This is a genomic window from Natronorubrum thiooxidans (assembly GCF_900156475.1).
GTDB classification, from domain to species: Archaea; Halobacteriota; Halobacteria; order Halobacteriales; family Natrialbaceae; genus Natronorubrum; species Natronorubrum thiooxidans.
The window spans coordinates 31132-46350 of the sequence record NZ_FTNR01000016.1; the positions used below are offsets into that span (position 1 = coordinate 31132).

The 15219-nt window shown below is 56.5% G+C and carries 6 protein-coding genes and 1 pseudogene; 2 read left to right on the top strand and 5 right to left on the bottom strand.

The window, feature by feature from the left end:
- Positions 1-1122: 1122 nt before the first annotated feature.
- The 4 genes from BW940_RS17665 to BW940_RS17675 all read right to left on the bottom strand — a co-directional run bounded on the left by BW940_RS17665 (position 1123) and on the right by BW940_RS17675 (position 12805).
- Positions 1123-11031, bottom strand: a complete 9909-nt coding sequence (locus BW940_RS17665) for a type IV secretion system DNA-binding domain-containing protein (RefSeq protein ID WP_235847842.1) — start codon at positions 11029-11031, stop codon at positions 1123-1125.
- A 551-nt stretch (positions 11032-11582) separates the two neighbouring features.
- Positions 11583-11765, bottom strand: a complete 183-nt coding sequence (locus BW940_RS17670; RefSeq protein WP_235847843.1) for a hypothetical protein — start codon at positions 11763-11765, stop codon at positions 11583-11585.
- Positions 11766-11878: 113 nt separating this feature from the next.
- Positions 11879-12046 carry a hypothetical protein gene (locus tag BW940_RS21570; RefSeq protein ID WP_159440185.1) on the bottom strand — a complete coding sequence of 56 codons (168 nt, stop codon included), beginning with the start codon at positions 12044-12046 and terminating at the stop codon, positions 11879-11881.
- Positions 12047-12265: 219 nt separating this feature from the next.
- Positions 12266-12805, bottom strand: a complete 540-nt coding sequence (locus BW940_RS17675; protein ID WP_235847846.1) for a hypothetical protein — start codon at positions 12803-12805, stop codon at positions 12266-12268.
- On the opposite strand from BW940_RS17675, the gene BW940_RS17680 reads away from it, so the two are divergent.
- Together BW940_RS17680 and BW940_RS17685 are read left to right on the top strand one after the other, a co-directional pair.
- Positions 12710-13501, top strand: coding sequence for an IS5 family transposase (locus tag BW940_RS17680; protein ID WP_235847845.1), 792 nt, complete (start codon positions 12710-12712; stop codon positions 13499-13501). The two genes, BW940_RS17675 and BW940_RS17680, sit on opposite strands and share 96 nt — an antisense overlap.
- A gap of 34 nt (positions 13502-13535) precedes the next feature.
- Positions 13536-13760, top strand: a pseudogene (locus BW940_RS17685) (ISNCY family transposase); the annotation flags it as partial.
- Positions 13761-14051: 291 nt separating this feature from the next.
- On the opposite strand, the gene BW940_RS17690 reads toward BW940_RS17685, so the two are convergent.
- On the bottom strand, positions 14052-14951 hold the full coding sequence (locus BW940_RS17690; protein ID WP_143823930.1) for a hypothetical protein: 900 nt from the start codon (positions 14949-14951) through the stop codon (positions 14052-14054).
- Positions 14952-15219: the final 268 nt, after the last annotated feature.

The following is a 15219-nucleotide window of genomic DNA, read 5'->3' on the forward strand; positions in this document are numbered from 1 at the left end:
CAATCCTGACGGCCGTCGACTACTGGTGACTGGTGTTCGAGGAGAGGCCATCCGGCCGGTGGGAGGTCAGTTGGTCACGGCTCATCACTCCACTCTCACTCACCCCCATTTCTCTCCAGATCAGTCCATCCCCCTTCAGGGGGAAAGGGGGTGGTGTTGCTGTCTCTGGTCCTCCAATCCATTCTCATTTTCTTGACTCTTGGCCTTGTGGCCTGAACCCCCCCACCCAACGGGGGGAAATAGGGGTATATCTCAGACGCAGCGGCTCAAAATCGGGGGTGTCTGAGAACGTGAAATAAAGTCGAGTCTGTCGAGACCCTCGTATCGCGCAGATTCGAGCGAGACAGGTACTCGAGTCTCGAGGATTCGCTTCGAGGTCCAGTACAGCTTCTCACCCCCGGACACCCCGACGCCGTCTTGCGATTGTCCGGGGGTCGTCTGAGAGTGGCCCAGAAAGGCGATTATTTCAGCCGAACCCGACGCCGTCTGGTTATTTTCACGATAGAAACTTTTGTATCTGGGTTGTGGTAATTATATGCGGAATAAAGTGGTGAAACACCCCGGACATCCCGACGCAGTCTTGCGATTGTCCGGGGGGTAATTTTGGATAGTCGATACCCCCGGACACCCGACGCCGTCTGGTTATTTTCATGGTTTTCGAATATCCCATATTTCGAAATATGTCGGTCGTAAATATGGGTCTATGGAGGGGTTGACTGAAGGATATCAGCCACGGAGTTTATCACATAAAAATTTTCTTTGCATCTAACCCCCGGACACCCGACGCAGTCTTGCGATTGTCCGGGGGGGTATTTCGGAGGATCAAAGAGGAAACAGACCGCTGCTCAGGGGAGATTCTGGTTGGTTATTCAACAACTATAGCACAGCAGTTGTGGGGATGTTGTTTCCGCGCAATAGACAGTGGATTATAGTTCAGACAAGTACCGTTCTGAGAGTCATGAGAAAGAACAGATTTGGACCTCGAGTGTGCCTCGGGACGCAAAGGGAAGTGATCTGAAACACAGTGATTGAGAGGCTGAAATCAATGTCGAGAAAGAGAGGTTTTTGGGAAGAGTGTCTGCAAACCCGACGATAAAACAGAGAGTGAGTTACAGTATTCGGTTACTCGTCTTCGGCGAAGAGCCCCTCGAGTTGGGCGAGTTGTTCGCCCTGATCAGTGAGACTGATTCCGAAATAGCACCGGGGACGACCGCGTCCTTCGATAGTCACTTTTCGCTTGGGGTGATCATTGTTGAGAGCCGACTTCAGTCGGGTCGAAAACCCACCCGGAGGATAGGTTTTGACCTCCGCTTCGTCAGCGCTCTTCTCAGGATCTTGACGTAGATCTTCGAGGGTGATTTGCGCCCACGCATTGTAGGCATCGCGGATGTCTGAGACAGGGGTGACAGAACTCCGATCTCTATCCGCACTGATCTCGTCATCGATCTCCACGAACACGGTCAAGAATTGTTCCATCGGCTCCGGCCATTCATCTCCCGTCCGGTAGTAGTTACCGAACCGTTCGAGTGCGTCCTCACGGATGGCCTCATCGGGGTCCACATCGGGGGCCTCTGCCGGGCCATCACCGTGGCCGGTCTGGTCCTCTCTGGACCCACTATTATCGAGACGCGCTGGGGTGTATCCAGTCTCTTCTTCGATATCTTTGAGAACTGGGAAGTAGACGTCATCGGGGAGTTTGAGATTGCGCTTGAGCGCCTTCTCGTCCGACCCCGATCCGTCGCCATCTTCGCCCTCATCTGGACCCTCCGCAGCATCGAACTGCTCGAGGTCAGCTGGGTCACAGAAGTCGTGCTTGATCGCGTAGCCGACCAGCCCCTTGAGGGGGATCGGCGTGTGCTCTGGAACCAGTCCATTTTGGCGGGCGTACTTCCACAGCAGGAAGTACTCATAATCCTCAAGAGTCTGACCTTTCGCCGACGTGGACCCATCGCGGTGACCCATGTCGCAGAGTGCGAAGTGTTGGAAATTGTATACTGCTTCGCGCTTGTGACAGTAGGCGAAATCGTCGTCGATCACGACGAAATAGTTCTCCGATTCACCGAAGTGACCGAACGGATTCTTCCCTCGAGAGCCGGGGTTCAGTCCGAGGTCGCGGAGCTCGAGACTCCAGATCGGATTGTGTTTGCCGGTGAGTTTCTTGTAGTCGGCTTCCTCGACACGATCTTCGATTTCCTGTGGGTCGACGTCGATCGCTGAATCGCTGTCGGAGTTGACGAGCCCACTGACATTGCCCGAGGCTGCGGGATGCTGTGTGGGGTGGATCGTCGGGATGACACCGAACAGCGAGAGCGGTGGGTAGACGTCAGGCGACTCCGGGGCCGGCGTGAGTGCGTTGTTGTCCTGACGGAGGTCGGCAGCGTCAGCAACAGGATGTCTGTGAGCGGCCTGCAGTTCGTCGCTGTCGGCTTCGGGGTCGGAGTTGATGACATACGGGGACTTCACTGGGAAGTCGTCGCCTGCCGCTGCGTAGGGCAGCGAACCGACTGTGTGCAGGAGGTCGTTGGCCACCGGGTAGGTTAGCGAGTTGGTTTCCATCCCGGTCGGGTAGTCTGCGACGGGATCTGCCCGCTGGGTGAGAGCCTGCATCCACGCAGGGGCCGTGGTGTGTCCGTCACGCCGTTCTTCGACCGACGGACTGTCTTCCATCGACAGTCGGAGTGCCCAGTCTGCAGGTGGCGCGAGTGCCAGCCAGCCGTTCTGCAGATAGTCGTCGAGGTCGCGTTTCTCGTCCCCGAACTGTGGGAGTTCGATCAGCCAGACGTTCGTCCCGCCGTAGTCGAAGCGGTCGGGTTCCTCGAGAGAAGCTTGGTCGGCGTCGTCCTTAGTCGTCGCCTCTCCATCAGTCTCGGTATCGACTTCGATGACATCCAGCCGGCGGGCCACTTCTTCCCAGAGGTCGTAGTCGTCTTCTTCGGGGTCGGCATCGCCTTCGATGACTTCCTCGCGATAGACGTCGGCTGCGGCTTGCACTGTTCCCGTGAACGTCTCGTCCGGTGACGGCGTATGCGTATCCAGTACGCGACCCATGTCGACGGCGCTGTCGACACCGGGGCCATGGTTGTAGATTTCGATGACTTCGCTGATCGGGCCGGTATCTCGTGGGCGGTCGGCGTCGGTCGTCAGGAGATGGACCGGCACTTCATCGGCCGTGACCTGCGTTTCCTCGTCGGCGTCTTTCTCCGGATCAGCTGGTGGAGCGACACAGATGTCGTGGTCCTCGAGCATCTCCTCGAGGAGGTCGTTCGCGGCGGCACTCACTGCAGTCTTCGCGGTGAACTCCGACGGGCCGGGGAACTCCCCAGTACAGAACAGTTCCCGGATGTTCATCGCCCGCCGGCAGGCTCGTTCGTCGTGGTCCCGATCGTCTTCATCGAGGACGACGCGCTTCGGTGGGTCGCTGTCCTGCAGGAAGTAGACGTCGGGGATCTGGTGACTCCGAATGATATCGGCCAGCGTCTCGCGCTGTTTGATTTTGAACGTCTTCGTCACGGGCGAGATACACGGAATCCCGTGGGCGTGGGCCGTGATCGCGTCGGCCATCCCTTCCGTGATGACGAGCGGTTCGCCGTCGCGGATGGTTTCGCGGCCGTAGATCGGTTCGTCGACGATGGTGTAGTTCTTGGTCGTGGCGAGCTTGGCGTACTTGCCCTTCGTGAAGTCCTCGGGATGGATTCCATGCTCGGTGTCGAAGTCGGGTTGACGGCCGATGAAGAACGCGACCTGTCCGTCTTCGTCGTGGTAGGGGAAGATGTAACGTCCACGAAACAGGCACGAGAGGTCCTTCGGCTCATCGACTTGCGTGTAGTCGACGTAACCCTCGCCGTCGCTGTTCTCTCCGTAGGCGTCTCGAGGCTTCGTGAACAGCCCCGTCGCGATCATCGTATGATGAGCGAAGCCCGCTTCCTCGAGATGATAGAATAGTTCCTTCCCGAAGACGGGTGCCCAGCCGAGTTGTTTCTGGTCGACGATCGAGTCACTCCAGCCACGATGGTCAGCGCCGAGATACTGGTAGGGCTTCCCGTCGATCATGAAGTCGTTCGGACTGGCGACTTTTGTTTCGGCGTCGTCGACTGACTGAATGCCCGTCGGTTGCTCGTCGCGATGGGCGGGCATCGCGTCAGCTGCCTCGGGATCTCGCTCGACTGGGTACGCTGGGTCGTCTCCCTCGAGGGAAGTGAAGTACTCCCGTGGCGTCTCGGGCTTGCGGTAGCCCTCTTCGAACGCTCGCTCTTGGTTCCACTCGACGTTGTGTTCGATTTCCCGATCCAGCTGGTCGTGGAAGAACAGGGCGGCTTCCTCGAGACAGGCTTGGACAGCGCCGAGGTCTGGTTTGGGTTTCAGTCGAAGCTCCTCAAGATCGGTGTCGATGAGCGCGCTGTTGGGCTCGGCACGCGGCTCGCCGTCTGCGGTCTGGTCTGCACCACTCGTTTCACTGGACTCGCTCTGCGTGGCGCTGTCGGCCGCAGAATCGCTTCCGGTTTCGTCGGACGTCGTCTCGTCGTCCGACGACTCGAACATCTGCTGGTCGGTGATCGTTTCTTCCGACTCAGTTTCGGAACTCGAGTCTTGGTTTTCCGATTCGTTGTACGTCTCTGAGTTGGTCGCTGTGCGACTTTCGGCTTCAGATGTGGTCTCGGTCGTGTCGGTATTGGTCGGCTGCTCTCCGGGCGTGCTGTCCGACTCCTGTTGGCCCTCGTCGTGAGTCGGTTCGTCCGAGGGCGTCGTGTCGGCCGTCGACGTCGATTCCGTGGCTGGTTCGTCTCCACCACTCTCGGTTTGCTCGGTGGTTTCTTTGTCAGTAGTCTCTGTGGTTGACTGGCCAGTATTCTCGTTAGTTGACTCGGGAGATTCCTCAGTACCAGCGTCGGGACTCGAGCCAGAGCCGTCGTCATCATCTCCGTCGTCGCTGTTGTCTGCGTTCCCTGCGTCGTCGCTTGGTGGGTAGGCATCTGGATCGAACGCTTCCTCAGCGATCTCCGGGCCACGATCGTCTCGAGGCGTGTTGATGTAGTAGTGGTCTTCGGTATAGACGATCCCATGTTCACGGCCACGCTCGAGAGTTGCGTGTGCCTGATCTTCTGAGAGGTCGTGGACGAAAGTCAGACCGAGGATACACTCCTGTTCGGTGAACGAATCGTGAGGGGATCGGTTGTATTCATCGAGGAGCGCGCTCCAGAAGGTAGGGACAGTGCGGTCACCGAGTGCGAGCTGCTTTCCGTCTTCGATGATGACACCTGCATCAACACCAGCTCCGATTGCAGCCTTGGCGTCTACTCGCTCGAGGTCGTGAGTGGCGCGCAAACCCATGATGACACCCGGAATATCGATCCCATTTTCGGGACTGTGGCCGAGTGCATTCCAGACAGCAGTCCAGTTATCTCGCCGTTGCATCTTCGTGATCTGCTCATCCTCGAGGTGCTCACGGTAGGCGTCACGCGGGCCGGGGAGTCGAACGGCGTCTTCTTCTTCCCCAGCGGGGACGAGTTCGCCTGAGGCGAGGCCGAGTTGAACTGCGTCGGAAACTTGCGTCCGACGAGTGCCGGCGTGTTGGACGGCGCCGGGCAGTCGCTCGCGATAGATCGGCTTCGTCTCGTCGACGCTTGCTGCCTCCCAGACTCGAGTCCAGAACGTCCGGGTTGTCGGTTTCTTACTCCCGAAGCGATCAGCGACAGCCTCGTCGTCGATTTCGATATCTTCGGGATCGGTACTTCCGCCTGTGTCGTTTGCGATGTAGTTGTCGTTCAGATCGTCCATAGCTGCATATTGGTCGAACTCGATCTCTGCGATTCGCTCGGCGCCACTCTCGTCACTCGTATCTCCATCCTCGTCACCGAGAATGTCGATCGTTCCCTCGTCGTCCGTGTCTTCGACTTCAAAGCCATCGTCGGAGATTTCTGCATCGACCTCGACGTCTTCGACTTCGGTTTCGGCCGTGGCTTCTCCATCACTGTCGTCTGCCGTCTCGTCGCTGTCTTCGTTGAGTCCGACGGGGTCGGCGTCGTTGCCCTCCACTGCGAGTGCGGTCAACCCACGGTAGTCGTCCAGATGTTCGTCGGGGAAGAGTGACTCAAAGGCCTCGGGCGGTGCCTCGTGAACCTGATTGCTATGCGAAACCGATCGTTTTCCGCTGGTGTCCTCTGCTCGGCTGGGCATTTCCTCGGGCACGAGCGCTTCAGGGATTGGAACAGCCTCTCGAGTGAATCCGGCCCTTTCTGCATCGCTTTCGTTCCCTCCCTCGGCTGGTTGTTTCTCTTGCTCTTGGTCGAGGACTGCATCTTCAGGAACCTCGGCGATGTTGCTGATTTCCTCAGTAGAGTCTGAATCAGTCGAGGACTCGTCCGACTCTTCAGCACTGTCAGCCCCACCAGCAGGAGACAGGAAGTCAGGAAGAGGAGTTTGGACGATGTCCCATGCCTCTTCACCCGGAACATCTTGGAACTCTCGCTCGGGGACGAACGGTTCGTAGACGAGTTGCCAATCTTCTTTGAGGTCACCCAGCGTATCGTATCGCTGTTTCCGGCCTCCGGGGTAGACGACCCATTCATTGTTGTGAGTGTCGAGCCGACACCACGCCTCAAAGGCATTCGTCGAACCAAAGCGCTCATCGATGCGGAGTTTCCCTTGTTCCTCCGCATCGCTCATCCCATTATAGAGCGTCAGTTCGTTGTCGTCGGTTTTCGTCCAGACTGCCTGCTCTCCTCGTTCGATGACTGCGTGCTTTCGCTCGCCGTCAGTGGGTGTCCCCAACTGGAGATAGTCTGTCTTGTTGTAGTAGAGCTCCATTGGCGTCCGGTTCTGGAGATCGTCGACTTCCTCAGGGTCTTCGTTCGGACGCATCCGAATATGACCTCGAGTGAACATCGGATCTGTGAGGATATGGTTCACCCGAGCAGCTGGTTCTGCACTCTCATCGGACTCCGCTGCAGGGGTGATGAACATAGTCTTCCGGTCGTTTCGAACAGACCGGGCGAGGTTTTGGAGTGTGCGGGCCGGTTTCTTGTATGTGGCAGTCTCGGCTTCTATCGTGACTGCACCACCGTTAGAGAGTTCTGCCGCGATAGGATACTCCTTCTCGAATCGATCCAGCACTTTCGACGCTCGTTTCGCTTTGATTTTGCTCTCAATTGGTGGGAAGGCGATTGCGTCAGGTAGGCTTTCTTCGTGCTCCTGACGGACGATGGTGACTTCCATCCCGATCGCAGAGAACACGACGAACGCACGTCGCAGAACCTCGTTGTGTTTCTCCGTCTCGGGCCGCCAGTCTTCGTCGGCTTGCTCAAGGACAGCCCGGATGCCCTTGTCGGTGATCGTGAGTTCGGTGTCCGTATCCGCAATCCGAATCTCGCCGACCGGCGTTCCACCAGTCCCACGGAGTGAGTCGTCGTCATCGTCGTCTTCTGTCTCGATGAGTTCGACGTACTCCTCGTCGATCAGGACGCCATCGGGGAGCTCTTCGAACGCAGTCCCTGTTCGCGTCTTGAATCCGTCCACGATCTCCTCGACGGTGACCGTGAGCATGCCGCCGTCCGAGACTGTCTCGCCTTCGCCACCACCGCTCGGTGCGTCGATATTGAACGGCGGGGATGGATCCAGCACGTCGTACTCTGCCTCGAGTGTATCGAGGGCGTTCTGTCGGATCTGCTCGGCCCACAGCGCCTCGAGGAAACTCTTCGTGATATCGGCTTCGCCGCCGAGATGGGAGAGTGCGTGTTCGGACTCGTCGAGGTCCTGCTCGAGTGGATCGACACCGTACTCTGCAAGGCTCTCGGCGATGATCGACTCGGCGTCGGCTTTCGTCCGCCGTGGGGGGTAGTCTGCGAACGTGTTGGGGGCCAGTGGGTCCGACCGCATTGGCCCGTCTTCGTCCATCACCGAGATCGACGTCAGTGCCGTAAACGCCGGCAACGACATGAACGTACTCGAGTCGATATTCTCGTCATCGAAGCGTTCGGCGATGATCTTGGCGTCATCAACCTCGGTGACACCGAAGCTGATCAGCGTGTCCGAGTTCCCGAACATCTGCTTGAGCGTCTGCGGGGCGAAGTCCCGCACCTGCGAAGGGTTCTGCAGGCAGGTGATGACACCCATCTTCCCGGAGCGGGCCTTCGAGAGCATCTTGTCCAAGGCCATGTTCTCCGAGGCGATGTCGTCGAACTCGTCCATGATCGCGAAGAACGGTTCGCGCTCGGCTTCGGGCATCTTCTCGCGTTTTCGGATGGTCGACCAGACACGACGCATGATCCCCGTCGAGACGACTTTCCGAATCTCGTCGGAGCGGATCGTGTTCCGGACGAGGATGATCTTCCCTTCTTCGACGGCGTCGGAGATGTTGATCGTCCCGTCACGGTGGGCGACGATTCCCCGGGAGATGGGGTCTTCGACCCAGTCCTGAATCCGGCGCAGGATCGGGTCGATTTCCTCGTCGTCCATCTGCGCGATTTTCGTGGTGTACTCGTGGATGAACGTCATCCCCTCTTGGCTGACGACGTTCGAGAACTTCGCCCGACTCTCGCTTTCGGCCAGCACGTAGTACATGTCCACAAGCGTGAACTTACGCCGCGAGCGGATCATCGCCCGGGCGATGTTACACGTGATCCCCTCCATCTTCGGCCCCCAGTACTCGCCGCCACGCAGGACTGCCCGGAGGTCGTCGATGATCGACTCGACTTCTCGGTTGAACTCCTTTTCCGTCTCGCAGTTGCCCGGCTCAAGGAAGTTGATACCGGCGACCTGCTCGAAGGTTTCGCTGCCGGGTTCGACCCAGATGATATCGTCCATCCGGTCGTCGGGCAGCTGTGTTATCAGATCATCGACAGTGTCTCCTTTTGGATCAATGAAGACGTAGCCGTGTCCCTTCCGGGCGATTTGGTTCATGATATTATTCAGAGTTGTGGATTTCCCTTTCCCCGTCGAACCGAAGACGGTGGCGTGACGGAACCACGAGAACGGCTCGAGGCCGATTTCTCGGATGCCGTCCATCGGATTGGAATCGTAGCCAAGCCAGATGGGTTCGTCGGGGTTGTCCTTATGCGAATGCATGAGGCGGTCCCGAACGTCGAAGCCGGCGAACACGTCGCCCTCTTCGGCGTACTCTGTCCCGCTGGCGAACGATTTGAGCTCGAACGGGAAGTACTGCTGAAGCCCCGGCTCACGACGGAACTGCACGTCACTATCAGCCTGATCGTAGACGTAGTGAGCGTGGTGGGCCGAGTTGTCCATCCCGCGACGATCGGTTGTTGGTAGACCCGCTTCGGATTTCTCTGGGAGGGAGTCTGGCTGCTGGACCGTCTCGGGTAGGCCCGATGTCGTCTCGACGTCGTCGGGGACAGTATTCTCTTGGTCGGGGTCTTGGCCTCGAGTGTCGGTCGTTTCCCCAGTGTCTGTTTCGTCTGACTGCGTGGCCGGTTCCTCCGTCTGTTCCGGTTTCTTCTCGGGTGTGTTCCGAGCGCCGGGTTGATCGAAGATCGAACCGTCCTCAAGGTCCTCAAGGTCGATCCCCATTTCGTCGGCGCGGCGCTCGCGGAACTTCCGGAGGAGGTTGTCGGCTACGTGTTCGTTATACCGGGCTTTGATTTTCTCACGGGTGAGTTGGCCGTTGATGAACTGGCGATAGACGTCGTTGAACGCCTCCTGTTTCTCGGGCGTGTCGACAGTGATGACGTTTTGTGCGCTGTCCGCGCCACCAGTGTCTGAATCATCGGTTTTGTCGTCGAAGAGGAACCGGGCGAGGACTTCTGCCCCTTTCCAGAGTAGTGAATCGCTTTCGGACGTGTCGCTCGAGACAGTATCTGATTCTTCCGCCGAGTCGCTTGAGAGCGAACTCATCGCGAGGGCATCGCCGCTGACACTGGAAGTGTCCCGCTGGTACGCCATATCTGGTGGCTTGACCGTCCGCTTGGCTTGTGCTGGAGGGCGATTACCGGCACCTTTCCGAGTCCAGTCGACGTTTGTCGATTCGACGCCGTCGCCGGGAAGGTGAGCAGCCGCAGCGAGTTCTTCGACCGTGAGTGCGGTCTGATCGTAGTGGAACTCGCGGCCTGCTGCGCGGCGGGCTTCCTCGAGAAGGCCATCGCCATGGTAAGCCAGCGGCGTGAACGTCTGGTCGATCTCGTTGTTGTGGTAGATCGACGAGAAGATCGACCCGATACCGTGGGCGTGATGTTTGGCGATGTCTGCGGAAGAGGCAAAGACGAGGTACCGAATGTTGACGTAGAACGCCTGTTTCCCCTCCTGATTGAGGACGGCGTCTGCTGCTCGCAGGTCCTTTGAGGAGGGGTCGTCTAAGCGAGGACTCCAGTAGCTGCCTCTGACTCGACCATAGGTGAGACTATCGTTGATCTGGTCGGCGCTAAACTCGTGGAGTTTGTGTCCTTCAGTCCACTTGTCACTCGCGGGTGTGAATACGAACTGGACGATAGCGACTTCATCACTGTAGCCGACGAGTTCGCTCAGAATACTCTGATAAGGATCACTCTCGAATTGGTCGAGGCCATTCGTTCCTTTGATCGGGCGGTACTTTTCGCTGTGAAGCTCGAGTTTGCCGCCAGAGACATGCATCCCCGGTTCGATCTCGGGGAATTTGTTCTTGACGGGTTTGATCTCGGAGTTGGGGTAGAGTCCGGAGACCTGCTGGCGGAACTCCCGCTGCTCAATCGTATCGGGGAGGCCCCAGTGAAACTCAACAGTTTCGTCATTGAGGACGAGTTCGAAGGCGAACTTCTTGGGTTCCTCCGCGAGGTTGAATTTCTGAGCGAGCCGCGAGTGAGATGCGTTTTCGTTGTGGAGGCTGGCGATGAGTTCTTGGGCGTACTCGAGGCCGTCCTCGTTTTTGTGCGGACGAATGCGGTTGAGATAGCCTTGGTACGACTCACCTGCTTCCTGTAGTTGGTCGGCCTGTTCTTCTGAGAGTGCTACTGTGTCGTACGGACGTGACCCGAGTTGGTCATGTCGAATGTATTTGAGCCAGTCGGGCAGTGCATGATCGTCAATACGTCCTAATGGATCAGGCATGGTTGAAATAACACTGGTCCGTCTACTGAGATACAATCATATACTTCGCCAATGAAATTGGTTTTTTGCGATTTCTAACCTCTAATTTTTCGGACGTGGTATTTTCTTCTTTCATAGTTTGTGGATATAGATTCCTCTATTCGGACGTTTTTGCACAACTGGAGTGTCAACTTCTCGACTAGCGTGAACTATGTTCGTTCATCCAGAAACGACACTTGGTTCGGTTCTGGAAATTAGGGGCTCGATAGAGTTATGTTATTCACTTATCGGGGTTCGATTTTGATCACATACAGAGGCAGTTACCCCTCCGTTATAATTCTTTGTGAGTGGGGGGTGTGAAGCGAAATGCTTTGTAGGATCGCTAGACAGCACCGCCTCAATCGTATTATCTTTGTAGAAAGCTGGTCTGATTGAACTGGAAGCCACTCTGCCAATTGCACCTTCACGGCAGACCGATCGAGACGGGTTGCAGTCTGTCCCAGGGAACGGTGAGCAACGAGCCGAAGACGTACTCGAACGAGTTCAGTGAGAAGTGGAGGTCGTAGTACTCGCTATTCGCCAGACTCGGCAAGCCACTGCAACGTCTCGACGAGGGCCTGATTCGCAGTCCCGACGGTTGTCCGCTGTGAGAGCGTATTCGGGCCGCCGATCGGCCCCTCGAGAACGCGCCAAACACCGCCGTCTTGTGCGGCGACGAGCCGTTGCTTGCGATCGTGATCGTCGACAGCGATCATATCGTCATCAAAATCAAAGTTGATATTGACCACAGGTTAGTATTCTGCCACGTTGGTTTTGAATGCATCGATAACAGTCCCTACTCGCTATCCGGCGTGAGACTTGAGCAGGTTTAGGGGAACAGTTGGAACAATAGCTCGAGCCACTCCACGGAGATCTGAACGAGGAGTTCCCCGAAGACCGTACCGAGGAACGGATTCAAGAGTTGCAGAACCTCGAGTTGCTGTATCCTTGCGGTGATGAGTACGTCGAGTACCTCCCAGCGAACGATCCGTGGCATCAACGGAGGCGGTCAGCGTGATGTTTGATATGCACCGCCGGTGTTCACTCAGGCAGCATTTGTTCTCCGCAGTTCCCGCAACTAATTCCAGTGAATTCATCACCGGCTTTTATTATGCAGTTTGCTTCTGACCCGCAGTTGCTGCATACACAGCCCACCGTATCTACTGCATTGTTGCAGCAGTTTGCCCCGACAATATCCTGCATGACTTTGTAGTTCCTACCAGCGTCCGACTTCATCCATGCGTTCGATCGCTTCATCAACGGTCTCTTCAAGACTCGCTAATGCTTCTTCCGTCTCGTCTTTATCTAATCTGAGCTGGGGCAATTCATCAGAAGAGTCCTCTATAGATTCCTGCAAGATCTTTCCCAACTCTGCATCCTTCTGAGACGATTTCTCGATCTGTCTCGTAGCTTGCTGAAGCGCTTTTCCGAGTAGTTGGTTTTCGCGCTCCAGTTCTCTTACATAGTCGGTACTTCCCGAACGTCGCTTCGTGAACTGTGCTGAGTCATGGACGAACGGAGTGAATGCCGGTGTGGTAACTGAGTGAACGGCTCTGGTGAATCGCCAGACTGCGCCGACTTGATCCGCCACAACTAGGGAGCTGAAGCGGGAAACGGCGGATGGTTCATGTCCAAAATTTCCCGCTTCACTGGGAAGGTCGTGACGTTGGCTAAAAGTGCTGTTGGTGGCCGAGGCGAATCCGCCGCCCCGCAGGGTGGCGGCGGATTCGCCGACTACGCCGTCGTTTCGCTGCATTGTCTCCGGGTTTACTTGGAGAAATCCTACCGCGAAGCGCTTGATCTTCTGAGCGAAATGCCACAAATATTGGCGGAGATCGGCCTTGAGAAGGCCGATCTCCCAGATCACTCGACGCTAGTCAAAGCGTTTGACAGGATCAAGATGGCGGTCTGGCGAGTGCTGCTGCGCCTGTCGGCGCAGCTGCACGAGTCATCTGGTCACGCTGCGATGGACGCGACATTTTTCGACCGCGAAAACGCGAGCAAACACTACTGCCGTCGCACGAACTACCGCGTTCAGACGCTCAAAACAACCGCTCTCGTCGATACAGCGTCACAAGCTATCCTCGACGTTCACTGTACAACCGAGAAACGTCACGACACGCAGATCGGCTGGCAACTCGCCCGCCGCAACGCGGGCGAGTTGCACAGCCTCGCCGCCGACAAAGGCTATGACTGGCAACGATTACGTGATAAACTCCGGGAAGAGGACGTAAGACCGCTAATCAAGCATCGAGAGTTCCGTCCCATCGATCACGCGCATAACGCGCGGATCGATGGGACTCTCTACGGCCAGAGAGCGCTGTCTGAAACCGTCTTCTCCGTGATCAAGCGCACGCTCGGCAATGCCGTGCGTGCGCGAAGTTGGTATCGTGAGTTCCGTGAAATCGTCCTGATGTGTGCCGTCTACAACATCAAGCGGGCTGTGAGCTAAGCAAATCCAACGCTGTATGGCGATTCACCACGGCCAAAATCAGTACAAGTCGGTGCAGTCGTACCTTCCCAAGACCTCATCGAAGGATTACCGTGTCCGGTTGTTCAACTTCACGTTCGCGACGTTGCTGTACAATCTCTGGCGACTCACCGACTTTCTCGTGAAAGTCGGCATGGACCGTGAGATCAGATCGCCGCCAGTCGTGACCGCCAGGACATTCGTCCGGGCGGTCGGCCAGTCACTGCGAGAGATCGGCTGATCGTAATCAACCCTTGTGCTCGCCTGCGGCAAGCCGCAGGACTCGCGATCTAAGCGACATATTGGCGGCTGTCGTTCATTCGAACTATCCTGTCCAGCCAGCGAGGGATCCACGCATAGAACGCTCTCTCCCACCTCTCAGATTCTGACTAATTCGATCTATATTCATTTGTAGACGCTCTATATCCCGAAAACGTGGTAGTTTGTGATAGCGACGGCGAGGCGAAAGCACAGGACAAGAAGACGCTCCGTGAGGCAGGGTTATCACGCTATGGGGCGGATCCGTGTCACTTTATTCTCGCCTATTAAGGTATTCTTCGAGATTATTGATTATTTCTTCGTCATCAAACCGGAGATCGTTTCGGTCGAATCGAATACTCGGTAAAAGACCTGATCGATGTAATATTACATCGTTCTCTGATACTGTAAAGTATTTTATCTGTGACTTTGGTATAAATTGATGCCAGGTTAACAATTTTCCACTTCCACTCCGACGCTGCTCTAACCCAACCGGAGTAAGCTTATACGCTCTATCAGACAGCAGTGTGTTTGTTGTACCAACAAGTGTGACGACAACGAGAGCAGTTAACACAGTCAGATATGGAGGATACCAAAATGAAAGTAGCCCAACTAGGACCAATCCAGTGACCATGGTGAATATCTGCACCTTTATTTTGTGACCCCGCGGCCACCTGGAAGTCCATTCTATTAGGACATTCTCGGATGCGATAGCGGAAGACGCAACCCGATTACGGGCCGCTCGTATGGCGATCTCACCTGCCCCAGCTGCGACAATCCCGAGTAGGAACCCGGTCGCACCGACGAGACTTGACACGGGGATGGCAGCCGGGTCGATGAGATAGACAGCGACCACCTCGAGGACACTAAAATGGTAAGCCATCATTGGAACGAGTCCGAGAAGCGGGAAGAGCCAGGCTACCCAACCTGAGTTCAGCCAAGAGGCTATTTGTCCGTTGTCGGTTGTTAGGAATGCCGTCCCGGAACCAATAGTAATACCGATCGTTCCTAGAACGGCGAATGCAAGCACTTTGCTGCGCAAGCCCAAATACTCCACAGTGAACAAAGTAAGCGTCGGCGCAATCAGCGCGGCTACGTAGCTGCCGACGAGCACGCCGAATCGAGGACCCAATCCATCCGGTGAAACTACCGAGCTTTCGGTATTATATTTCATATTTGATTTTGATGTGGAGCGTATAAAGTATTTAGGTACGCTGAAGACTGAGTGTTGAGCTCAGCGTGAAGGAGGGAGTTGAAGCGGTTTCTGACGAGTGCTGTTACTGAAGACTTGCCGGCCCAAGGTCGCGGGCTGACCGTCAGCCCGTGACCGGAGCGTACGCGTCGGGACGCCGATACGTTCGTCTCGATCTTCCACCGCCACGCTACCTCTGCTTCTACTTCGTGGCGAATCCAGCCACAGAACGTCTGGAATGTGAACTGTT

Coding starts and splice junctions, on each gene's coding strand:
- BW940_RS17670 (WP_235847843.1), bottom strand. CDS start 11,765: ATGATCGCTGTCGACGATCACGATCGCAAGCAACGGCTCGTCGCCGCA.
- BW940_RS17690 (WP_143823930.1), bottom strand. CDS start 14,951: ATGAAATATAATACCGAAAGCTCGGTAGTTTCACCGGATGGATTGGGT.
- BW940_RS21570 (WP_159440185.1), bottom strand. CDS start 12,046: ATGCCACGGATCGTTCGCTGGGAGGTACTCGACGTACTCATCACCGCA.
- BW940_RS17675 (WP_235847846.1), bottom strand. CDS start 12,805: ATGCAGCGAAACGACGGCGTAGTCGGCGAATCCGCCGCCACCCTGCGG.
- BW940_RS17665 (WP_235847842.1), bottom strand. CDS start 11,031: ATGCCTGATCCATTAGGACGTATTGACGATCATGCACTGCCCGACTGG.